The organism is Streptomyces yunnanensis, from assembly GCF_029011865.1.
Classification (GTDB): domain Bacteria; phylum Actinomycetota; class Actinomycetes; order Streptomycetales; family Streptomycetaceae; genus Streptomyces; species Streptomyces yunnanensis.
Genome location: NZ_CP095749.1, coordinates 3,778,157 through 3,801,591 on the forward strand (window position 1 = coordinate 3,778,157; position 23,435 = coordinate 3,801,591).

The 23,435-nt window shown below is 71.6% G+C and carries 11 protein-coding genes; 3 read left to right on the plus strand and 8 right to left on the minus strand.

Features of this window, described 5'->3' with window-relative positions; genetic code table 11:
* The first annotated feature begins 205 nt into the window (after positions 1-205).
* The 3 genes from MOV08_RS16340 (at position 206) to MOV08_RS16350 (ending at position 3,301) form a co-directional block, all read left to right on the plus strand.
* The gene (locus MOV08_RS16340; RefSeq protein ID WP_239010057.1) at positions 206-1,168 is read left to right on the plus strand and encodes a thiamine pyrophosphate-dependent dehydrogenase E1 component subunit alpha; all 963 of its coding nucleotides are present in this window, start codon (positions 206-208) and stop codon (positions 1,166-1,168) included.
* A gap of 14 nt (positions 1,169-1,182) precedes the next feature.
* Positions 1,183-2,217 (plus strand): alpha-ketoacid dehydrogenase subunit beta, encoded by a 1,035-nt coding sequence (locus tag MOV08_RS16345; protein WP_039633273.1) that lies wholly within the window; start codon positions 1,183-1,185, stop codon positions 2,215-2,217.
* Between the two features lie 232 nt (positions 2,218-2,449).
* Positions 2,450-3,301: an aldo/keto reductase gene (locus tag MOV08_RS16350; RefSeq protein WP_275307863.1), complete on the plus strand. Its 852-nt coding sequence runs from the start codon at positions 2,450-2,452 to the stop codon at positions 3,299-3,301.
* A 79-nt stretch (positions 3,302-3,380) separates the two neighbouring features.
* Here MOV08_RS16350 and MOV08_RS16355 read toward each other — a convergent pair whose 3' ends face one another.
* The 8 genes from MOV08_RS16355 to MOV08_RS16390 all read right to left on the minus strand — a co-directional run bounded on the left by MOV08_RS16355 (position 3,381) and on the right by MOV08_RS16390 (position 23,402).
* Complete coding sequence (locus MOV08_RS16355; protein WP_275307864.1) at positions 3,381-5,834, minus strand: glycoside hydrolase family 3 C-terminal domain-containing protein; 2,454 nt, start codon at positions 5,832-5,834, stop codon at positions 3,381-3,383.
* Positions 5,835-5,897: 63 nt separating this feature from the next.
* Entirely contained in the window at positions 5,898-7,118 is a 1,221-nt protein-coding gene (locus tag MOV08_RS16360) for a cytochrome P450 (RefSeq protein ID WP_039633276.1), read from the minus strand.
* Between the two features lie 18 nt (positions 7,119-7,136).
* Positions 7,137-8,348 (minus strand): cytochrome P450, encoded by a 1,212-nt coding sequence (locus tag MOV08_RS16365; protein ID WP_275307865.1) that lies wholly within the window; start codon positions 8,346-8,348, stop codon positions 7,137-7,139.
* Between the two features lie 88 nt (positions 8,349-8,436).
* Positions 8,437-9,900 carry a dTDP-4-amino-4,6-dideoxy-D-glucose ammonia-lyase gene (gene desII, locus MOV08_RS16370; protein WP_275307866.1) on the minus strand — a complete coding sequence of 488 codons (1,464 nt, stop codon included), beginning with the start codon at positions 9,898-9,900 and terminating at the stop codon, positions 8,437-8,439.
* A gap of 39 nt (positions 9,901-9,939) precedes the next feature.
* On the minus strand, positions 9,940-11,214 hold the full coding sequence (locus MOV08_RS16375; protein ID WP_039633283.1) for an activator-dependent family glycosyltransferase: 1,275 nt from the start codon (positions 11,212-11,214) through the stop codon (positions 9,940-9,942).
* A gap of 38 nt (positions 11,215-11,252) precedes the next feature.
* Positions 11,253-12,467: a cytochrome P450 family protein gene (locus MOV08_RS16380; protein WP_275307867.1), complete on the minus strand. Its 1,215-nt coding sequence runs from the start codon at positions 12,465-12,467 to the stop codon at positions 11,253-11,255.
* Positions 12,467-13,243 (minus strand): thioesterase II family protein, encoded by a 777-nt coding sequence (locus MOV08_RS16385; RefSeq protein ID WP_275307868.1) that lies wholly within the window; start codon positions 13,241-13,243, stop codon positions 12,467-12,469. The genes MOV08_RS16380 and MOV08_RS16385 overlap by 1 nt, the downstream gene beginning before the upstream one ends.
* A 142-nt stretch (positions 13,244-13,385) precedes the next feature.
* Positions 13,386-23,402 (minus strand): type I polyketide synthase, encoded by a 10,017-nt coding sequence (locus MOV08_RS16390; RefSeq protein ID WP_275307869.1) that lies wholly within the window; start codon positions 23,400-23,402, stop codon positions 13,386-13,388.
* Positions 23,403-23,435 lie beyond the last annotated feature (33 nt).

Sequence of the window (23,435 nt, forward strand, 5' to 3'; positions counted from 1 at the left end):
AGACAACAGCAGCGGCACCGGGACGCCCGGGTGCACGACTGGCGGCGGGGCCTGCGCGAAGCGCACCGTCGGGTCGGCGCATCGGCGACCGCCCTCAAGGCATCCCGGACCGTCACCGTGCCGTGCCCGCGGCCGCGACCGCGATCGACCCCGTATCGGGACCCCTGTCCCCCCCTTGGAACTTTCTGAGAGCGAGGAACTTTTCGTGGAACCACGGCAGTTGCTGCGCAACATGGTGCGCATCCGGTGCGCCGAGGAAGTCATAGCCGACGTCTATCGCGATGAGCAGGAGATGCGCACGCCCGTGCACTTCTCCATCGGTCAGGAGGCCACCGCCGTCGGCGTGTGTGCCGCGCTGCGCCGCGAGGACGTCGTCTACAGCGGTCACCGCTGTCACGCCCACTACCTGGCCAAGGGCGGCGATCTGCGCGCCATGGTCGCCGAGTTCTACGGCAAGGAGTCCGGCTGCGCCGCGGGCCGCGGCGGCTCGGTGCACCTGACCGACCAGGACGCGGGCTTCGCGGCCTCGTCGGCGATCCTCGGCGAGATGATCTCGGTGGCCACCGGCGCCGCCTGGGCCTTCGCCCGCGAAGGGGCGCCCCGTGTGGCGGCCACTTTCTTCGGCGACGGCGCCTCCGAAGAGGGCGTCTTCCACGAGTCCTTAAACTTCGCCGCCCTGCACCGGTTGCCTGTGATCTTCGTCTGTGAGAACAACCAGTACGCGCTGGGTTCGCCGGTCGCCGCCCGCCAGCCGTCGGGCACCAGCATCACCGGCCGGGCCCGCGGCTACGGCATCCGGGCCGAGCAGGTCGACGGCAACGACGTCCAGGCCGTGTACGAGGCCGCGCACAAGGCGGCGCTGCACTGCCGCGAGGGCAACGGCCCCTACTTCCTGGAGCTGGACACCTACCGCTGGCGCGAGCACGTCGGCCCGCACTGGGACCACGAGCTCGGCGTCCGCCCCCGGGACGAGGTGGAGTCCTGGATCGAGCGCTGCCCCATCCGCCGGACCACCCAGGCACTGCGCGCCACCGACCCCGGTATCGAGGATGCGGTGGCCGCCTGGGACCGGGAGTTCCGCGCCGAGGTGCGCGAGGCGATCGCGCTGGCGAAGGCGAGCCCGTTCCCCCGTGTCGAGGACCTGCTCAGCGGGACGTACGAGAACTGAAGGGGATGCGGACAATGCGGAAACTCACCTACAGCCAGGCGATCAGCGAGGCGACGGTCCAGTGCATGGAGGCCGACCCGTCCATCGTGCTGGCCGGCCAGAGCGTCGACGACCACAAGGGGGTCTACGGCACCACGGGCGACGCCTTCGCGCGCTTCGGGTCCGCGCGGGTGATGGACATCCCCAACGGCGAGAACGCCTTCGCGGGCATCGCCGTCGGCGCCGCGTCGATGGGGCTGCGGCCCCTGGTGGTGCACACCCGGGACGACTTCATGTTCCTGGCCATGGACGGCATCTTCAACCTCGCCGCGAAGTGGCGCTACATGTACGGGAACCGGGGCAGCGCGCCGGTCGTGATGCGCGGGATCATCGGCCGCGGCTGGGGCCAGGGCGCCACCCACTCGCAGAGCCTCCAGTCGCTGTTCGGCCACTTCCCCGGCCTGTACGTGGCGACCCCGGCTTCGCCCGCCGACGCCAAGGGTCTGCTGATCAGCGCGCTGCGGGCGGACACCCCCGTCATCCTGCTGGAGAACCGCGGGCTGTACGGCCTGGAGGGCGAGGTCCCCGAGGAGCCGGTGGCGGTCCCGTTCGGCAAGGGGCGGATCGCCCGGGCCGGTGACGACATCACCATCGTGGCGGCCTCGCTGATGGTCCACGAGGCCGAGCGGGCCGCCGAGGTGCTGGCCGGCCACGGCGTCAGTGCCGAGGTGGTCGATGTGCGCAGTATCCGGCCGCTCGACGACGCGATGATCTGCGAATCGGTCGCGAAGACCGGCCACTTGGTGGTCGCGGACACCAGCTGGGCCCGCTACGGGTTCTCGGCGGAGGTCGCCGCCGTGGTGGCGGAGAACGTGCCGCAGGCGCTGCGGGCGCCGGTGCGCCGGGTCACCCCGCCGGACTGCCCGGCGCCGGTGTCCTGGCCGCTGGAGAACGCGTTCAACCCCGGTGCCGAGACGATCACCCGGGCCTGCCTGGAAACGCTGCGCTCCGCGCAGGACTCCGTGCCGGAGATCGAGGACGTGATGGCCGGCTTCATCGGCCCCTACTGATCGGCCCCTGCTGATCGGCCCCTGCTGACGGTCGTCGGACCGTCGGACCGCCGGTTCACGGTAGCCCGCAGCGGTCACCGTGGACCGGCCCCTCGGTACCGCACGGGCAGCCGTGCGCGCCGGCCGATCCACCGTGTGAGGCGTACGGCAGCCGTGAGCACGCTGCCCGCGGGGTCGTCGCCCACCGGCCGTCGGTAGTCTCCAGGCGGAAACCTGGATGAGGAGGAACCGAATGGCGCAGTGTGACCGGACCACCTTCGCGCTGGGTGGAGACCTTCCAGTTCACCGGATGGGATTCGGCGCCCTGCGGCTGACCGGCCCGGGCTACTGGGGTCCGCCCGAGGACCGTGCGGCGGCGCTCGAAATAGCCCGGCTGGCCGTCGACCTCGGCGTGTCCTTCATCGACACCGCCGACTCCTACGGGCTGGGAGCCAGCGAGGAAGTGCTGGCCGAGGCGCTGCGCCCGTACCGCGACGGCCTGGTGATCGCGACGAAGGCCGGCCAGTGCCGCCCCCGTCCCGAGCAGTGGGTACCGCTGGGCCGGCCCGAGTACCTGCGTCAGCAGGCCGAGTTGAGCCTGCGCCGGCTCGGGCTCGACCGCATCGACCTCTTCCAGCTGCACCGGATCGATCCGAAGGTGCCGGCGGCCGAGCAGTTCGGCGCGCTCAAGGAGTTGCAGGACGAGGGGAAGATCCGGCACATCGGGCTGTCCAAGGTCACCGTCGAGGAGCTGGAGCAGGCCCGTGAGCAGATCACCGTGGCCAGCGTGCAGAACCTGTACAACCTGACCGACCGGCACAACGACGAGGTCGTCGACTACTGCGAGAAGCACGCGATCGCGTTCGTCGCGTGGCTGCCGATCGCCCGCGGTGAACTCGCCGCCGAGGGCAGCCCGGTGACCGCCGTCGCCACCGAGCTGGGCGTGTCCACGAGCCAGGTGGCGCTGGCCTGGCTGCTGCACCGCTCCCCGACGGTGATCCCCATTCCCGGCACCAGCTCGCCGGTGCATCTCAAGGAGAACTTCGCCGCGTCGGACATCGTGTTCTCCGACGACCAGTTGGCCCGGCTCGACGCCCTCGGATGACCGCGCGCCCCGGGTAGCCGCGCGCCCCGGGGGGAAGTGCCGAGACACTTCCCCCCGGGGCGGGTGGTGGGACCGTCGGTCAGGAGGAGGGCACCACGACCTTCGTCTCCAGCGGAAGGCTGGTCGAGGAGGAGCCGACGTACACGGACCTGGTACCGGCGCCGGTGGACCACCCGTGGGTGGCGCTGTTCCAGTACTTCAGCTGCTGTCCGGCGACGTGGACGGTCACCCGCCGGCTCTGGCCCGGCGCCAGTTCGACCTTGGCGTATCCGGCGAGCGCCTTGTCCGCCTGCGGTGCCTTCACCTCGGGGCTCGCCCCCAGGTACACCTGCGCGACCTCCTTGCCGGCGCGCTGACCGCTGTTGCGCAGGGTGAAGCTGACGTCGTAGCCGTCGCCCGCCGGGACCGCCGACGGAGCGCTGTACTCGAAGGACGTGTAGGACAGGCCGTGGCCGAACGGGAACAGCGGCTGCACCTTGTTCTTGTCGTACCAGCGGTAGCCGACGTAGATGCCCTCGGAGTAGGTCTCCTCGTTGTCCACTCCCGGGTAGCGCTTCGGGTCGCCCGCGACAGGGGTGCTGTTCTCGTCGACCGGGAAGGTCTGGGTGAGCCGGCCGCTGGGGTTCGCGTCGCCGAAGAGCAGCGCCGTCGTGGCCTGTGCGCCCGACTCCCCCGGGTACCACATGTCGAGCACCGCGGCGGTGCTGTCGAGCCACGGCATCTTCACGGCGGATCCGGTGTTGAGCACCACCACCGTGTTCGGGTTGGCCTTCGACACCCGGGAGATCAGCTCCGCCTGGCGGCCCGGCAGGGCCAGCGAGGTGCGGTCGGCGCCCTCGGCTCCGTCGTCGAAGGCGAACACGACGGCGGTGCGTGCCGCCTTGGCCGCGGTGACCGCCTGGTCGATGGCGGCCTCGGCGGCCTGCGGCGTCACCCAACTCAGGTCGAGCGTCAGGGGCTTGGTGCCGGTGGTCTGCCCGGAGATGGCCAGTTTGTGCGCACCGGCCGTCAGCCGTACCGGCGCGCTGGTCAGCTTGCCGAATGCCTCACCGGCCTGGATCGGGGCGCCCCCGTCCAGCTGCACGGTCGCAGCGCCGCCGGTCACCCGCACGGCGAGTCGGTAGTCGCCGTCCTCGGGCACGGTCAGGGTGCCGTTGTAGATGGGGCCGACCGTGCCGGGCTGCAGCACCGTCCCGCCCGCGAAGGCCGGCGAGAGCGCGTCCTTCGGCAGGGCGCTGCCGGCCAGTTCCTCGCCGGTCGCGTAGGTCACGGCGCCGGCGCCGGCCCGGGCCCGGATGGTGTCGAGCGGCGCGGCCGCCGCGTCGGGCTCCACGTGCGCGCTGCCCAGGCCGGAGACCTTCGGGTCCTTGGCCGTGGGGCCGATCACCGCGATGCTCTTCGCGGCGTCACCGGTCAGCGGCAGTGCCCCGCCCTTGTTGCGCAGCAGCACCGCACCGTCCTCGGCGACCTGCTGGGCGACCTTCGCCGCTCCTGCGGTGTCGCGCGCGGGACGCGCGGGCGGGTTGGCGCCCACCAGGCCGAACCGCTGCAGCTGGGTGACGATCCGGCTCACCGCGGTGTCCAGGGCGGCCATCGGGATGCGCCCCTCCTGGACGGCCTTCTTCAGCGGCTCGCCGAAGTACTTGCCGCCGGGCACCGAGCCGTTGACGCTGCCGGACCAGTCGATACCGAGTTCCTGGTCCAGTCCCTTGGTGATCGCGTCGGTGCTGTGCGTGGCCATCCAGTCCGACATCACCCAGCCCTTGAAGTCCCACTGGGTGCGCAGGACGTCGTTGAGGAGTGCCGCGTTGCCACAGGACGGGGTGCCGTTGACCTTGTTGTAGGCGCACATGAGGGAGCTGACGCCGGCCTTCGCCGCGCTCTGGAACGCCGGCAGCTCGATCTCGTGGAGGGCCTGTTCGTCGACCTTGACGTCGACGGTCTCCCGGTTGTCCTCCTGGTTGTTCTCCGCGAAGTGCTTGGCGGTGGCCATCAGGCCCTGGCCCTGGATGCCCTGGATCTCCGCGGCGGCGGTGCGGGCGGAGACCAGCGGGTCCTCGCTGAACGTCTCGTAGTTCCGGCCCGCCTGGGGCACCCGGATGGTGTTCATCATGGGCCCCATCACCAGGTCCTGGCCCAGCGCCCGGCCGTCCCGCCCCATGGCCGCGCCGTACGACTTCGCCAGCTCGTCGTCGAAGCTGGAGGCCAGCGCGACGGGTGCGGGCAGGGCGGCCGCCGTGCCCTGGTTGAGCCGGATGCCGGCCGGGCCGTCGGCGGCCCGTATCTCGGGGATGCCGAGGCGGGGGACGCCGGGCAGGTATCCGACGCTGAACGGGCCGGAGAACGTCACCGTCCAGTGCACGAAGGACAGCTTCTCGTCCAGCGTCATCTTGCCCACCAGCGGGTTCACCTGCTGGTCGGACCGGACGCGCTGGTCCGCGGCGGCGACTCCGCCGTTCAACAGGGTGCCGACGGCGACGAGGGCCAACAGTCGGGTCCCCGTCGACCGGCGCCTGGTGACTTGTACGGGCACGGCGTGCCTTCCGTTCTGTAAGTGCGGTGGGTGCAATGGGTGCAGTGGGTCGGGCACGTGCGCTCAGGGGCGGGCGAAGGTGATCGGCAGCCGGTAGAGGCCGAAGAGCGTCGCGTCGTGCTTGAAGGGCAGCTCGTCCAGCTCGGCGGCGGGCACGACGTCGGGGATCTTGTCGAACAGCGTGCCGAACGCGATCTCCAGCTCCGCCTTGGCCAGGTGCTGGCCGATGCACTGGTGCGGGCCGTAGCCGAAGGCGAGGTGATGGCGCTCCGTGCGGTGGATGTCGAACTCGTCGGCGTTCGCGAACCGCTCGTCCCGGTTGGCCGCGGCGGCGAGGCCGATCACGCTGTCGCCCGCCTTGATCACCGTGCCGTCGATCTCGATGTCCTCCTTTGCGGCCCGGCGCAGCCAGTCCGCGCTGGAGTGGTAGCGCAGCAGCTCGTCGACGGCCGCGGGCCACAGCTCGGGGTCGGCGCGCAGTTCGGCCACCACGTCCGGGCGGCGCATCAGCGTCAGCGCGCCGAGGCCGATCATGTTGGCGCTCGTCTCGTGGCCGACGATCAGCAGCAGCACGGCGGTGTTGACCAGCTCCTGGTGGGTCAGCGCGCCGGGGCGCAGCTGCTCGACCACCAGGCGGCTGATGACGCCCTCGCCGGGCTCCGCCTCCTTCGCGGTGACCAGCTTGTCCAGGTACTGGTAGAGGTCCATGAACGCGGACGTGATCTCCTCCGCGGTGCTGCTCTGGATCGCCACCGACGAACGGCTGTGGAAGAACTCCCGGTCGGCGTAGGGCACTCCGAGCAGTTCGCAGATCACCGTGGTCGCCAGCGGCATCGCGAGCGCCTCGACCAGGTCCACGGGGCCCTCGGTGGCCAGGATCCCGTCCACCAGCTCGTCGGCGGTCCGCTGGATCGCCGGGCGCATCGCCTGGACCCGCTTGACGGTGAAGTACGAGGTCAGCATCCGGCGGTAGACGCCGTGCTCCGGCGGGTCCATCCCCACGAACGTGCGGAAGTTGGTGGACTGTCCGTCCTCACTCGCGGCGATCGTGGCCAGCCGGGGCGGCTCCGAGCTGATCCTCGGGTCCTGCAGCAGCTTGCGCACCAGGTCGTAGCCGGTGACCAGCCAGGTCTCCTTGCCGTTCCACAAGGTGGCCTTGGTCAACGGACCCTGGGCGCGCAGTTCGGCGTACCCCTCCGGCGGCGCGAACGGGCACGTGCGTGCCATCGGGAAGGCGGGCAGTTCCTCGGCCCGTGCGGGCGGGGAGACCGGCGTCTGCGTCATGTCTTTCCTGCTCCTTGCTCAATCACTGTCCGACCAGGTCACCGGTAGCGCGTACACGCCGTACATGACCTTGTCGTCAAGGGTTTCGATCTCCTCGGGCGGCACCGCGAGGCGAAGCGCCGGGAACCGCCGGAACAGCTCCCGGTATCCGACCTTCAGCACGACCCTGGCCAGCTGCTGGCCCAGGCACTGGTGCGCGCCGTGGCCGAACGCCAGATGCGAGGTGCGGCCGCGGGTGACGTCCAGCCGGTCGGGGTCGGCGTAGCACCGCGGGTCCCGGTTGGCGGCGGCCAGCGAGCCCACCACGATCTCGCCCGCGCGGACCAGCTCGCCGCCGACCTCGATGTCCTCCTTCGCGCCCCGGATCGTGCCGAGGTGCACCGTCGTCAGATAGCGCAGCAGCTCCTCCACCAGGTTGTCCTGCGCCACCTGGTCGTCGCCGCGCAGCGGGTCCAGCTGATCGGGGTTCAGCAGCAGCGCGAGGGTCCCGAGGGAGAGCATGTTGGCGGTGGCGTCGTAGCCGGCGAGCAGCAACGGCAGTGCCATTCCGGCGACTTCCTCGTCGGGCAGCTCGTTGTCCCCGGTGACCAGGCCGCTGATGATGTCGTCGACGGGCCGGGAGCGCTTGGTGCGCACCAGGTCCAGCAGATAGGTCTCCAGTCCAGCGGATGCGGCGGCCAGCTCCGACGTGGGGAGCTGACTGCTCATCATGATCTCGGAGACCTCCTGTAAGTACTCCCGGTCGTCGTAGGAGACCCCGAGCAACTCACAGATGACCAGCGCCGCGACGGGCAGCGCGAACTCCTGCACCAGGTCGACGGTGCCGCCCGCCTGTTCCATCACATCGAGTCGACCGTTGACGATCTGCTCGATCCGCGGGATCAGTGCGCGCGTCCGGCGCACCGTGAACTGCCCGGTGAGCAGCCGCCGGTAGTAGGTGTGGTCGGGCGCGTCCATCGAGATGAACACGCCCGGCGGCAGTTCGCCGCGCTCCTCCGGCGGCATCGCCCTGACCGGTGAGGAATTCCGGGCCATGTACGTGCTGAACCTCGGGTCGGCCAGCACCGCGCGGACGTCCTCCTGCCGGGTCACCAGCCAGCCCAGCGTGCCGTCCGGGAAGCTGAGCCGACTCACCGCCTCCTCCTCGCGTAACCGCCCGTACTCCTCGGGCGGGTCGAAGAGGTGGGTCCGCGTCGTCGGCAGTGTCGGTGCGGATCGGTTGTCGCTCATGGTCTGACCTTTGTGTGTGGGGGGATGGTGTTTCGGTGGGGGTGTGGGGGTGCGGGGGTGCGGGGATGTTCCTGGATGCGGTGGTGGGTCAGCGCAGGAATCCGCGCACGTCCCCCCAGCCCGCGGCCACGTCCGCCGTCATCTGGCCGAGCCGGGCGCTGATCACCTGGTCGTAGCCGTCCAGGAAGTACTCGTCGCCGGCCACCGGCTCGACCTCGCGCCGTTCGACGACGAACCGCTCGACGACCTCGGCCAGGCTGGTGTCGGGGGTGACCCGCCCGGCGATGTAGCGGTCGGCGCCCTTCAGGTCGGGGAAGCCCGCCTCGCGGTAGAGGTAGACGTCGCCCAGCAGATCGACCTGGACGGCGACCTGCGGGTGCGCGGTCGGACGCATGGTCTCCGGACGGATCCGCAGCAGCTCCGCGTCGACGCCCATCCGCTGGCTCTCCAGCGCGTAGCCGTAGTCGACGTGCAGCGTCGGCGTGTGGGCGCGGACCCGCTCGTCGAAGGCGGACAGCGCCTCCTGCATCTGCGCCCGCTCCTCCGGTGCCAGCTTGCCGTCGGGGCGTCCGCTGTAGTCCTCCCGCAGGGTCAGGAACTCCAGCGGCCGGTCGGGGGCGGACGCGTTCAACTCGGCTATGTAGTCGACCAGATCGAGCAGTCGGTGCGCCCGGCCGGGCAGGATGATGTAGCTCAGGCCGAGCCGCGGCGCGTCCTGCCGTTCCCGGCGCAGCTCCTGGAACCGCATCAGGTTCTTCTTGACCCGGCTGAACGACGCCCGCTTGGTCGTGGTCGCCTGGTACTCGTCGTCGTTGAGGCCGTACAGCGAGGTGCGGATCGCGTGCAGGTCCCAGATGCCCGGCTGGCGGGACAGGGTCTGCTCGGTGAGCGCGAACGAGTTCGTGTACATGGTGAGCTTCAGCCCGCGCCCGGCCGCCCGGCTGATCAGCTCGCCGAGGCCGGGGTTGGTCAGCGGTTCCAGGCCACCGGAGAGGTACATCCGCGCCGGGTTGTCGGTCGGCACCTCGTCGATGATCGAGGCGAACATCTCGTTGCCGCCGGCCACCGAGGAGTGCTCGTACTTCGCGCCGGTCACCCGGACACAGAAGTGGCAGCGGAACATGCAGGTCGGGCCGGGGTACAGGCCGACGCTGTTGGGGAACCACGGCTTTCCGTGCAGCGCCGCGTCGAGCGCGCCGGACCGCTCCACCGGAAGGACGGTGTTGGTCCAGTACTTGCCGGCCGGCCCCTGCTCCACCGCGGTCCGCAACTCCGGTATCCGAGCGAAGGTGTCGAGCAGCAGCCGGAACTCGGGCCGCTCGACACCCAGGCCGTGCCGGGCCGCCTCCAGCTGGGTGAAGGGCTCGGTGCTGTAGGTGCGGGCCAGCGAGACCAGGTGTCCCGCGAGTCGCTCCGCGTCGGCCTCGCCGGTGCCGGCCGCCGCGCTCACCAGCGGCCGCAGCGCGGCGACCGCTGACGCGGGATCGGCGCCCGGCAGAGTGCAGCGCTCGATGACGCTCGGCTTGGGTTGCAGATCCACCGGGCTACTCATGGCTTCAGGTGCCTTTCGTCGGTGCTTGGGGTGATGTGCTCAGCCAACGGGCACTTCCGGGCGGGTCCGGTGCTCGGCGGTCAGCCGTTCCAGCACGGGGACGAGTTCGCCCGGCGTCGGCTCCGCGAGCACCTCCTGGCGGAGGCGCTCGGCAGCGGCCCGGAAGGAGGGTTCTTCCAGGACCCGCACGACCATGTCGCGCAGGCCCTGCGCCGTCAGCGTGTTGGGCCGGATGAACAGTCCGGCGCCCAACTCCTCGATCTGTTCGGCCTTCAGCACCGTGTCGTACTGCTCGGAGAGCATGAGGTGCGGCACCCCGGCCAGCATCGCGGTCGACCAGGTGCCCGCGCCGCCGTGGTAGATGATCGCGGAACAGGTCGGCAGCAGCGCGTGCATCGGTACGAAGTCGACGATGCGGGTGTTGTCCGGCACCGAGGCCAGCAGGTCCCGCTGCGACGCGTCGAGGGTGGCCACCAACTCGATGTCCAGGTCGGCGGTCGCCTCGATCAGGTCGCTGATGGAGACCGCGTCACCGCCGAGCACCTCCCGGGCGCTCACCCCGAGCGTCAGGCACACCCGCGGCCGCTTGGGCGGCTCGCGCAGCCAGTCCGGGATGACCGAGGTGCCGTTGTAGGGCACGTAGCGCATCGGCACCACGTGCTGGTCCAGCGGCAGCCGGGTGCTCTCCGGCGTCGAGTCGATGGTCCACTGGCCGGTGACGACCTCCTCGTCGAACGTGCAGCCGTAGCGGTCCAGCGTCCAGGTCAGCCACTCGGCGAGCGGGTCGTCCCGGTGCTCGACCGGCTGCTCGGCCTGCCGTTGCAGGAACAGCTTCCTGGCCCGCAGCTGCACGTCCGGCCCCCAGAGCAGCCGGGCGTGCGCCGCACCGGTCACCCGGGCGGCCACCGCTCCCGCGTAGGTGAACGGCTCCCAGATCACCAGGTCCGGCTGCCACTGCCGGGCGAACTCCACCAGGTCGTCGACCATGGTGTCGTTGACCTTGGCGTACATCAGCGGGGTCATCATGGACTGCAGGCCGAGCGCGTAGTCCCAGGTCACGATCTCCGGCCGGGTCTCGGCGAAGTTGATCTCGGGGTGCTCGCTGTTGCGGTTGCTCTGCCGCTGCTCGAATTCCTGCACGGCGTGGTCCACACCGACCGGCACCGCGGGCAGTCCGGCCTGCGTGATCGTGTCGGTCAGCGAGGGCTGGCTGGCCACCGTGACTTCGTGGCCGGCGGCGCGAAACGCCCAGGCCAGCGGGGCCAGTGTGTAGAAGTGCGTGTTGTGTGCGAACGAGGTGAACAGCACGCGCACCGGTTATCTCCTTTGACGTTCGGACGGCTGGGGCACGACTAGGCGGCGGTCACCGGTACCCGCGCGATGGCGCGGCTGACCGGTGCCCTCCTCCGTCGTACGATCGGCCCGTCCTGCCGGAGTCCAGGCAACCGGTCGAGCAGCAGGCGAAGCGCGACTTCGGCCTGCAACTTGGCCAGTGGGGCGACCAGTTCGTGATGCGCGCCGCCGTGCAGGGGCGCGGCTTCGGTGCGGTGCGGATCGAAGCGCTCGGGGTCGGCGAAGACCTCGGGGTCCCGGTTGGCGGCGGCCAGCAGAACAACCAACTGGCTTCCCGCGGCGAGGTGTTGACCGGCGATCTCGACATCCTCGCGGGCGACCAGGGCGCACAGGTGCACCGGCGGATCGCTGCGCAGCGTCTCGTCGATCACCCGGGGCAGCAGGCCGGGTTCGGCGCGCACCGCGTCCCGTCGCGCGGGGTCGGCCAGCAGCGCCAGTGCCGCGTTGCACACCAGGCTGGACGTGGTCTGGACACCGGTGGCGGCCAGCAGCATCGCCGTCGCCAGCGCGTCCTCGGCCGCCAGGTCGCCACCGGTCGCCGCCACTTCGCCGAGCAGACCACCGTCCGGGCGTCCGGCGAACTGGCCGCGCAGCCGCTCCAACGCGGTGATCAGGGCGCGGGCCGGGACGAGCTGCTGCGGGCACACCTCGGCGTCCAGCGCGTTGCCGAGGGCCGTGCAGTGCTCGGCGAAGCCCGGCCGGTCCGCGGCCGGCACGGCGAGGAGCTCGGCCAGCACGCCGACGGCGAGCGGGGTCGCGAAGTCGGCGGCGAGGTCGAACCCGTCGCCGAGCCCGTCGAGCAGGTCGCCGGCCACCCGTTCGGCCACCGCGCGGTGCCGCTCGACCGCCTCGGCCCCGAGCAGCGGAGCGGTGCGCTCGCGCAGCCGGTCGTGTGCGGTGCGGTCCAGGCCGAGGAACGCGTCGTCCAGCGCCAGCACGTGCTGCGCGGCGGTGCCGCCGTCCGCCGTGCGGGTGTCGAACCGCGGGTCCGCCAGGATCTGCGCGGCCAGTTCGTAGCCGGTGCAGACCCAGCTGCCCAGCGCGTTCTGGTGCAGCGGGCCCTGTGCGCGGGCCTGTTCGTAGAGCGGGTGCGGGTCGTCCGTCTGGGCGCGCAGCACCAGCGCATAGGGGTCGCCGAACATGCCGACGTACCACTGGGTGCCGCGGACCAGCTGCATCATGCCGCCGAGTTCGCTGTCCGTCAGATTTTTCATTACGCCCCCGGCCGCCGGGAATCCGCCGTGAGAAGCTTCCCGGAAATCTGGTCACAAATCGCTTCGCGGTGTTCGTTCAAGTAGAAATGGCCACCGGTGAAAACCTTCATGTCGAATTCGCCGGTGGTGTGCTCACGCCAGGCCCGGGCGTCCTCGATGCTCACCCTGGGATCCTCGTCACCGATGAACGAGGTGATCGGGCAGGAGAGCGGCGGACCCGGCCGATAGACATAGGTCTCGATCGCCTTGTAATCGCCGCGGATGGCGGGCAGTGCCATCCGCAGAATTTCCTCGTCGTCCAGCGCCTGGCTGTCGGTTCCGGCCAGCCGCCGCACCTCCGCGACGAGTCCGGCGTCATCGCGCCGATGGACCGATTCCGGCCGGTGGATCGACGGCGCGCGGCGGCCGGACACGAAGAGGTGGGCGGGAGTGACGCCGGCCTCCTGCTCCAGCATCCTGGCCACCTCGAAGGCCAGTACCGCCCCCATGCTGTGCCCGAACAGGGCAGGTCGGGCGCCCGTGATCGGGCGCAGCGCCTCGAAGGCCCGGCGGGCCAGCGTCAACAGGTCTTCCTCGCGAGGCTCCTTGAGCCGGTCCTGTCGCCCCGGATACTGCACCGCGCGGACCGCGAGCGCCGGTGACAGCTGCCGGGAGAAGGGGAAGTAGAAGCTCGCCGAACCGCCCGCGTGCGGGAAGCAGGAGAGCGTGGCCGCAGCTGGCGAAGCGGGATGGAACTCCCGCACCCACAGGCCCGTGAACTCGTCGAAAATCGCCATCACCGCTCCCCCGTTTCCACGCGCACCAGTTGCCCCAGCGGCGTGGGCAGACCAGTTCCAAACATACTCGCAAACGGTTTCATGAGTCCGTCAGCGGATACCGCGAATGAGTTTGTACGGCCGATCGGAAACGAACGGGTCATCACACGACCCCCGTCAGCCACTGGTTAATCGAATCCGCTGTCACGCTAGCGTACTCGGCCATCATGGTGAAGTGGTTTCCAGGCACATCAACCGTGGTGTGAGCGAAGTCCCAAGAAGACCGCCAGTCACGTTCTCCGGACCATTCGGCCATCGGCTCGCTGGCTCGGACCAGCAGCGTCGGCGCCTTTGTGGGGAACCTCTTCCTGGTTGCCAGGAATTGGTCGTACGCACCCATCGCGGTGAGCCGGAAGTCATCCATCGACACATACGCCGACTCCCGTTCGAACGTCCACCTCGCCAGGTCCTGCTGCCACTCCACGAGCAGCTCCAGGTCGTCCGACGAGTAGATGTCCGCCAGCACCACGGCGGCCGGCGCGGTGCCGGTCTCCTCCAGGTGGCAGGCGAGCGCGTTCGCCATGGTCGCGCCGCCGGAGTGCCCGAACAGCACGAACGGCCGTCCCGCGGTGTGCTCGCGCACGGCCTCGGCCTGCACGCGCAGCGCGTCCTCCAGGTCCGCGGGGAGCGGTTCGTCCCTGCCGTAGCCGGGCAGCGGCAGCGCCGAGACGTCCCGCACCCCGCGCATCGCCGAGGCCAGCCTCGCGAACTCGTGCGGCCCGGCGATGGCCGCGGTACCGCTGCAGCAGATCAGCTCCGGCTTCGCCGGCCCTTCGGCCAGTCGCACCAGGGCCGGTGGCGTCAGCGTCGAGGACGCGTCGACCCTCGGCCGGAACCGCGCCGCATCGGCGAGCAGCGTGACGAAGTCGGAGAGCGTGCCCTGCTGCACCGCCTGCCGGTACAGCGACCCCAGGAACCCGGATGCCGCGCCTTCCGCCGGCGCCGCCCCGGCACCGGCACCGGCACCGACCAGTTCGGCGTGCAGGAAGTCCGTCAGCGCACCGAGGGTGGGGTGGTCGAAGGTCAGGGTCGCCGGGAGGTCCAGACCGGTGGCGGCGGCGATGCGGTTGCGGAGTTCGACCGCGGTGAGCGAGTCGAAGCCCAGCTCCAGGAACGCCTGCTCCGGCCGGACCCGGTCGGCCGACGCATAGCCCAGCACGGCGGCCACCTCGCCCCGCACCAACTCGCCGACCACTGCGCCCCGTTCACCTTCGGGCAGCTTCGCCAGGCGCTCGACCAGCGGCACACCGTCCGCCGCCGACGCCGACTGGGCCACCGGCCGGGTCGGGAGCAGCCCGTCGAGCAGCGGGCTCGGCCGCAGCGCGGTGAACGCCGGGCCGAACGCGGCCCAGTCGACGTCCGCGACGACGACGGCCGGCTCGGTCCGCACCAGCGCCTCCCGCAGCCCGGCCAGGGCCAGTTGCGGGGCCATCGCCGGCAGTCCGCCACGGCGCAGCCGATCCTCGTGCGCGCCGTCCGCGGCCATGCCCGCATCGGCCCACGGCCCCCATGCGACGGACGTGGCCACCAGCCCGTCGGACCGGCGCTGCTCGGCCAGTGCGTCCAAGTAGGCGTTGGCGGCCGCGTAGTTGCCCTGTCCGGCCGCGCCCACCGTGCTGGCGAACGACGAGAACAGGACGAACGCGGACAGGTCGAGGTCGCGGGTCAGCTCGTGCAGGTTCCGCGTCGCGTCCACCTTGGGCCGCAACACCCTGGCCGCCTGCTCGGCGGTGAGGGTGTCCAGCAGCCCCGGCTCCAGCACCCCCGCCGCGTGCACCACCGCGGTCAGCGGCGGACCGGACAGCCCGGCGAGCAGCGCGCCCAGCGCACCGGAGTCCGCCACATCGCAGGCCGCGACGGTGACTTCGACGCCACGTCCGCGCAGCTCGGCGGCCAACTCGGCGGCACCGGGGGCGTCTTCTCCCTGCCGGCTGGTCAACACCAGGTGGGCGGCTCCGTTCTCCGCCAGCCAGTGCGCGACCTGCGCACCCAGCGCGCCGGTGCCACCGGTGATCAGCACGGTGCCGCTCGGCCGCCACTCCTGCGCCGGGGCCGCGACGGCACGCCGCAGCCTGCGCGCGAAGACCCCGGACGGGCGAATGGCCACCTGGTCCTCACCGGTTCCGGTCAGCACCGCGGCCAGGCGGTCCAGCGTCCGGTCGTCCGGCGCACCGGACAGGTCCACCAAACCGCCCCAGCGCTGCGGGTGCTCCAGCGCGGCCACCCGGCCGAGCCCCCACACCTGCGCCTGGGCCGGATCGGCCAGCCGTTCCGATCCGCCGACCGCCACCGCGCCCTGGGTCAGGCACCACAGCGGTGCGTCCCACCCGAGGTCGCCGAGGGCCTGTAGCAGCGCCAGGCTGGGCTGGACCGTCCCGGTCGCCGCCAGCAGCGACAGCACTCCGGCCGGTGCGCCGGGCCCCGCCTCGGCGCGCAGCAGTTCGGCGAGCCGCGCCCGGTCGACGTCGGTGGCTGCGAGCTCCACACGGACCGTTTCGACGCCGCGCGCGGTGAGCCCGGCCGCGAGGTCCGCGGCCCATCCGGCGCCCGTCGGGGACACCACCAGCCAGCGGCCGGAGAGCGGGGTGGTCGCCGTGGCGTCCACCGGCTGCCAGGTGGCCTGGTACCGCCAGGAGTCCACCGTGGACTTCTCCCGCCGGGCCGTGCGCCACGCGGCCATCGCCGGCAGCACCGCACTCAACGGAGCGTCCGGATCGACCGACAGCGCCTCCGCCAGGCTCTCCTGCTCCACCGCGGCCCAGAACCCGGCATCCACCGAGTCCTCCACCGCCGCGGCGGACTTCTCCGGCACCTCCGGCCAGTACCGCTCCCGCTGGAAGGCGTACGTCGGCAGGTCGACCCGACGGGCGCCGGGGAGCACCGCCGGCCAGTCCACCTCCACACCCCGGGCGAACACCGAGGCGACCGCGGTCAGCGCCGAGCGCACCTCGTCGCGCCCCTTGCGCAGCACCGTCACGGCCGCCGCACCCTCCGCGGCGCAGCACTCCCGCACCGACGCGGTCAACGCGCCATCGGGCCCCAACTCGACGAATGCCGTGACGCCCGCGGCCTCCAACGCCCGGATGCCGTCCAGGAAACGGACGGACTCGCGCACGTGCCGGACCCAGTGGTCGGCGTCCGGTGCGACCACGGTGCCGGTGAGGGTGGAGACGATCGGGATCCGCGGAGCCGCGTAGGTCAGGCCCTCGGCGACCTTGCGGAACGCGTCCAGCATGCCGTCCATGTGCGGCGAGTGGAACGCGTGGCTGACCGGCAGCCGCTTGGTCTTGCGGCCCTGCCGCTCGAACGCGGCGGCGATGCCCACCACCGCGTCCTCGTCACCGGCGACGACAACCGACGTCGGACCGTTGACCGCGGCGACGCTCACACCCTCGACCAGCAGCGGCGCGACCTCGTCCACCGATGCCTGGACGGCCACCATCGCGCCGCCGGCGGGCAGTTCCTGCATCAGCCGGCCCCGGGCCGCCACCAGCGTGCAGGCGTCCTCCAGCGACAACACGCCCGCGACATGCGCCGCCGCCAGCTCGCCGATGGAGTGCCCGCTGAGGAAGTCGGGGACCACACCCCACGACTCCACCAACCGGAACAGCGCCACCTCGACGGCGAACAGCGCGGGCTGGGTGTACGCCGTCTGATCCAGCAGGCCGCCCTCGACGTCGCTACCGCTGTCGCCGCCGAACACCACGTCCTTCAACGGACGCGCGAGCTCGGCGTCGAACCGCGCACACACCGCGTCGAACGCGTCCGCGAACACCGGGAACGCCGCATACAGCTCACGTCCCATCCCCACCCGCTGCGAACCCTGGCCGCTGAACAGGAACGCCAACCGGCCCTCGGACACCACATCACGCACCACCCCGGACGCCGAAGCACCCGAAGCCAACGCTTCCAACCCACCGCGGAAGTCGTCCCGACCCCCGCCGACCAGCACCGCACGATGCCCCAGCGCCGCACGCGTCGTCGCCAACGAGGAACCCACATCGACCGGGTTCAGCCCGGGCGCGGCATCCACGTACGACAGCAACCGCGCGGCCTGCGCACGCAACGCGGCCTCGGACTTGCCCGACACCACCCACGGCACCACACCACCGGCGGACGGCTCGGTGACGGCGGCCTCGGGGGCCGACGGCGGCTGCTCGATGATGACGTGCGCGTTGGTTCCGCTGATGCCGAACGACGACACGCCGGCCCGGCGCGGCTCGTCGGTCTCGGGCCACGGCGTCGCCTCGGTGACCAGCGAGACCGCGCCCGCCGACCAGTCGACTTCCGGCGTCGGCTCGTCCACGTGCAGCGTCTTGGGCACCAGGCCGTGCTGCATGGCCTGCACCATCTTGATCACGCCCGCCACACCGGCCGCTGCCTGGGTGTGCCCGATGTTCGACTTCAGCGAGCCGAGCAGCAGCGGCCTTTCCTCGGACCGGCCCTGGCCGTACGTGGCCAGCAGCGCCTGCGCCTCGATCGGGTCGCCGAGCACCGTGCCGGTGCCGTGCGCCTCCACCACGTCGACCTGCTCGGCGGACAGCCGGGCACTGCCCAGCGCCTGGCGGATCACCCGCTGCTGCGAAGGGCCGTTCGGCGCGGTCAGGCCGTTCGACGCGCCGTCCTGGTTCACCGCGGAGCCCCGCACCACGGCCAGCACCGGATGCCCGTTGCGGCGGGCGTCGGAGAGCCGCTCCACCACGAGGACACCGACGCCCTCGCCCCAGCTGGTGCCGTCCGCGGAGGCGGCGAAGGACTTGCAGCGGCCGTCCGCGGCCAGCCCGCGCTGGCGGCTGAACTCCACGAACATCCCGGGGGTGGACATCACCGTGACCCCACCGGCCAGTGCCAGCGAGGACTCGCCCTGCCGCAGCGACTGGCAGGCGAGGTGCAACGCGACCAGCGACGAGGAGCACGCCGTGTCCACCGTCACCGCGGGGCCTTCGAGGCCGAAGGTGTACGAGATCCGGCCGGACACCACACTGCCCGCGTTGCCGGTCAGCAGATAGCCGTCGGACGCGTCCGGAGTGGACATCAGCAGCGCCGCGTAGTCCTGGCCGTTCGCTCCGGCGAACACCCCGGTCCGGCTGCCGCGCAAAGTGGACGGGTCGATGCCCGCGCGCTCGAACGCCTCCCACGAGGTTTCCAGCAGCAGTCGGTGCTGCGGGTCCATCGACAGCGCCTCGCGCGGCGAGATCCCGAAGAACGTCGGGTCGAACTCGGCCACGTCGTAGAGGAACCCGCCCTCGCGGGTGTACGAGGTGCCCGACTCGCCGTCGCCGAACAGGCCGTCGATGTCCCAGCCACGGTCCGTCGGCACGAGGGAGATCGCGTCCCCGCCGTCGGCCACCAGCCGCCACAGCTCCTCGGGAGTGCGCACGCCACCGGGGAAGCGGCAGGCCATGCCGACGATGGCGATCGGCTCGTCGTCAACGGATGCGGTCGCGGACGGCGCCGCGGTCAGCACGGTCGACGGCGTCCCGGCAGCCTCGGCGACCTCGGCCAGCAGGAAGTCGGTGAGCACCGACGGGGACGGGTAGTCGAAGACCAACGTGGTGGGCAGCTTCAGCCCGGTCGCACCGGCCAGGCGGTTGCGCAGGTCCACCGCGGTCAGCGAGTCGAATCCCAGCTCGCGGAAGGCGCGGTCGGCCTCGACCAGCTCGCCCGGGCCGTGCCCGAGCACCGCGCCGACATGGCTGCGGACCAACTCCAGCACGGCACGTCGCCGCTCGGCCCCGGACATCCCGGACAGCCGGGCGTGCAGGGCGGATTCGCCCGCTTCGGCCTCGGCCTCCGCGTCGGCGAGGGCCCGGACCTCCGGCAGATCGCCGATGAGCCGGTTGGGCCGGACCGCGGTGAAGCCGGGTGCGAACCTGGCCCAGTCCACGTCGGCGACCGCGAGCAGCGTCTCATCGAGGTCCAGCGCCTGCTGCAGCGCGGCGATCGCCATCGCGGGCTTCATCACCGGCAACCCGCCGCGGCGCAGCCGCGAACCGATCGCCGCGTCATCGGCCATCCCGCCGTCCGCCCACGGGCCCCAGGCGATCGCGGTCGCCGGCAGCCCGTCGGCCCTGCGGCGCTGCGCCAGCGCCTCCAACACCGCGTTGGCGGCGGCGTAGTTGCCCTGCCCCGCCGCACCCAACGTGCTGGCGAAGGAGGAGAAGAGGACGAAGGCGTCGAGGTCCTCGGTCAGTTCGTCCAGGTGCAGGGCGGCCTCGGCCTTGGGCCGCAGCACCGCGTCCAGCCGATCCGGGGTGAGCGCTTCGAGCACACCCGCGTCCAACACTCCGGCCGCGTGCACCACCGCACGGATCGGCGCCACCTCACCGGCCGCCCGGATCGCGGCGGCGAGCGCCGCCTTGTCGGTGACATCACAGGCGTCGATGGTCACCTTGGCACCGAGCCCGGTCAGCTCCGCCTCAAGTTCCGCGGCCCCCTCGGCCGCGCGGCCACGACGACTCAGCAGCACCAGGTGCTCGGCACCGCTGCCGGCCAGCCATCGCGCGACATGGGCGCCCAGCGCGCCGGTGCCACCGGTGATCACCGTCGTGCCACGCGGCTTCCAGACCCGGCCCGCAACCGTCTCGGCGCGAGCCCGCACCAGGCGGCGCACGAACACACCCGAACCCCGCACGGCCAGCTGATCCTCGGCACCCGCACCGGACAGCACTCCGGCCAACCGGCCGAGTGCGCGCTCGTCGAGCACCTCGGGCAGGTCGATCAAGCCGCCCCAGCGCTGCGGGTGTTCCAGGGCGGCCACCCGGCCCAGGCCCCACACCGCGGCCTGCACCGGACCGGCCACCCGGTCCGCCGGGCCGGTGGAGACCGCTCCCCGGGTGGCACACCACAGGGGCGCCTCGATGTCGCTGTCCCCCAGCGCCTGCACCAGCGCCAGTACGGTGTCCACCCGCTCGCCCAGCAGCGACAGCACGCCGGCCGGCGCCTCCTCCGCGGCGATCACGCGCAGCCGCTCGGCCAGCGCCTCCCGGCCCGCCCGCTCGTCCACCGTCAGGACGGCGACCTGCGCGCCGTGCCCGGTCAGCGCCCCCGCGACCGCGTCCGCGAGCTCGTCCGTGAGCTCGTCCGCGCGTTCGTCCGCGAGTTCGTCCGCGCGTTCCTCTGCGGCTGGTACGACCAACAGCCAGGTACCCGACAGCGGCTGCCGAAGCGGGTCGGTCAGCGGCTGCCAGCTTGCCCGGTAGCGCCAGGAGTCCACGGTGGACTGGTCCCGCCGGTTGCGACGCCATGCCGACATCGCGGGCAGTACCGCGCTGAGCGGGGCGTCGTCGGCCACGTTGAGCGCGCTGGCCAGGGCCTCCAGATTCTCCCGCTCGACGGCATCCCAGAACTGCGCGTCCACCGGGTCCACCACGACCCCCGCCTCCGGAGCAGCCGCCTCCAGCCAGTAGCGCTGGCGCTGGAAGGCGTAGGTGGGCAGGTCGTCCACGCGGCGAGCGTCGGGGAACACGGTCTGCCAGTCGACGGTCGCACCGTGCACGTGGGCTTCGGCCAGGGACAGCAGGAACCGGTCCAGGCCACCTTCGTCGCGCCGCAGGGACCCGAGGGCCACGATCTGCTCGGACGTCTCCTGGATACCCATCGCCAGCACCGGGTGCGCGCTGGACTCGACAAAGAGCCGGTGTCCCTGCTCGGCGAGCAGCTGCACGGTCTCCTCGAACCGGACTGTCTGCCGGAGGTTGCGGTACCAGTACTCGGCATCCAGCACGCTGGTGTCGATCCGCTCCACCGTCACCGTCGAGTAGAACGGCACCTGCGACGGGCGCGGGCTGATGTCCGCGAGGATCGTCAGGAGCTCGTCGCGGATCTCCTCCACGTGCGCCGAGTGGGACGCGTAGTCCACCGGGATACGGCGAGCCCGGACACCGGACTCCTCACAGTCACCGAGGAGTTCGTCCAGCGCATCAACATCGCCGGAGACGACGATCGAACCCGGTCCGTTGACGGCGGCGATGGAGATCCGACCGTCCCAGCGCTGAAGGCGTTCGGCGACCTCGTCTGCGGGGAGGGAGACGGACACCATGCCGCCGCGACCGGACAGGGCCAGCAGCGCCTTGCTCCGCAACGCCACCACCCGCGCGGCATCCTCCAGCGACAACGCACCCGCCACGCACGCAGCCGCGATCTCGCCCTGCGAATGGCCGACGACAGCGGCCGGCTCGACGCCGTACGAACGCCACAACGCGGCCAGGGAGACCATCACCGCGAACAGCACGGGCTGAACAACATCAACCCGCTCCAACGCCTCAGCGTCGCCGAGCACATCCAACAGGGACCACTCGATGTGCGGGGCAAGAGCCTCAGCGCACGCCCGCATCGAGTCCGCGAACACCGGCGAGGAGTCCAGAAGCTCCGCGGCCATGCCCACCCACTGCGAACCCTGACCAGGGAAAACGAACACCGCACGATCACCGGCACCCGCAACGCCCTGCACGATGCCGGGCGCAGCGGTGGCGTCTGCCAGCGCAGCCAGGCCACCACGGAAGGCGGCCAGGTCAGCCCCGACCACCGCAGCACGGTGCTCGAAGGCAGCGCGCCCCGCAGCGAGCGAGAAGCCCACATCCGCCGGGTTCAGCTCGGGCGTGGCATCCACGTACGACAGCAGGCGGGATGCCTGTGCACGCAAAGCCGCCTCGGTCTTGCCCGAGACCACCCACGGCACCACACCCGGCACCGGCGCCGCACTCGCCGGCGTGGCAACGGGCTCCTCGTCGACCGGCGGCGCCTGTTCCAGGATGGCGTGCGCATTCGTGCCGCTCACGCCGAACGAGGACACGCCGGCGCGGCGCGGCTGTCCGGTCGTGGGCCACTGGGTGGGTTCGGTGAGCAGCGAGACCGCGCCGGCGGACCAGTCGACCTGCCCCGACGGCGCGTCCACGTGCAGCGTCTTCGGTACCAGGCCGTGCCGCATCGCGTGCACCATCTTGATCACGCCGGCCACGCCTGCGGCGGCCTGGGTGTGACCGATGTTCGACTTGACCGCGCCGAGCAGCAACGGCCGTTCGGCGGGCCGGTCCTGTCCGTACGTGGCCAGGATCGCCTGCGCCTCGATCGGGTCGCCGAGCCTGGTGCCCGTGCCGTGCGCCTCCACCACGTCGATCTGGTCGGCGGCGAGCTGCGCGTTCAGCAGTGCCTGGCGGATCACGCGCTGCTGCGCGGGGCCGTTGGGCGCGGTCAGGCCGCTGCTCGCGCCGTCCTGGTTGACCGCGGTGCCGCGCACCACGGCCAGCACCTGATGGCCGTTGCGTCGCGCGTCGGACAGCCGCTCCACCAGGAGCATTCCGACGCCTTCGCCCCAGCCAGTGCCGTCCGCCGCGTCCGCGAACGCCTTGCAGCGGCCGTCCGCCGCCAGACCGCGCTGACGGCTGAACTCCACGAAGATCGCCGGGGTGGCCATGATCGTGGCGCCACCGGCCAGCGCCAGCGTGCACTCCCCCTTGCGCAGCGACTCGCAGGCCAGGTGCAACGCCACCAGCGAGGACGAGCAGGCGGTGTCGATGGTGACCGCGGGGCCTTCCAGTCCCAGTGTGTAGGCGATGCGCCCGGAGGCGACGCTGCCCGAGTTGCCGGTGCCTATGTAGCCCTCGACGCCCTCCGGCAGATCGACCAGCCGAGTCGCGTAGTCGTGGTAGATCACCCCGGCGAAGACACCGGTTCGGCTGCCGCGTACCGCGGCGGGGTCGATGCCCGCACGCTCGAACGCCTCCCAGGACGCTTCCAGCAGCAGCCGCTGCTGCGGGTCCATGGCCAGCGCCTCGCGCGGGGAGATCTCGAAGAACGCGGGGTCGAACTGGCTCGCGTCCTGGAGGAACCCACCCTGACTGGTGTACGACTTGCCCGAACTATCCGGGTCCGTGTCGTACAGGTCATCGACGTCCCAGCCACGGTCCGGCGGGAACGAGGAGATGGCGTCGCCGCCGTCAGCCACCAACTTCCACAGTTCCTCGGGCGAGTTGACGCCGCCCGGGTAGCGGCAGCTCATCCCGACGATCGCGATCGGCTCGACCGCGGCGTCCTCGACCTCCTGCAGACGCTGCTTGGTCTGCCGCAGGTCCGCAGTCACCTGCTTGAGGAAGTAACGGAGCTTGTCCTCATTGGACATGGGTGGTTCCTTTCTGATGGACGTTCCGGATTC

Excerpts from the sequence above, each read along its gene's own strand:
- MOV08_RS16345 (WP_039633273.1), top strand. The coding sequence starts at position 1,183 with ATGCGGAAACTCACCTACAGCCAGGCGATCAGCGAGGCGACGGTCCAG.
- MOV08_RS16350 (WP_275307863.1), top strand. The coding sequence starts at position 2,450 with ATGGCGCAGTGTGACCGGACCACCTTCGCGCTGGGTGGAGACCTTCCA.
- MOV08_RS16360 (WP_039633276.1), bottom strand. The coding sequence starts at position 7,118 with ATGACGCAGACGCCGGTCTCCCCGCCCGCACGGGCCGAGGAACTGCCC.
- MOV08_RS16365 (WP_275307865.1), bottom strand. The coding sequence starts at position 8,348 with ATGAGCGACAACCGATCCGCACCGACACTGCCGACGACGCGGACCCAC.
- desII (WP_275307866.1), bottom strand. The coding sequence starts at position 9,900 with ATGAGTAGCCCGGTGGATCTGCAACCCAAGCCGAGCGTCATCGAGCGC.
- MOV08_RS16380 (WP_275307867.1), bottom strand. The coding sequence starts at position 12,467 with ATGAAAAATCTGACGGACAGCGAACTCGGCGGCATGATGCAGCTGGTC.
- MOV08_RS16385 (WP_275307868.1), bottom strand. The coding sequence starts at position 13,243 with ATGGCGATTTTCGACGAGTTCACGGGCCTGTGGGTGCGGGAGTTCCAT.
- MOV08_RS16390 (WP_275307869.1), bottom strand. The coding sequence starts at position 23,402 with ATGTCCAATGAGGACAAGCTCCGTTACTTCCTCAAGCAGGTGACTGCG.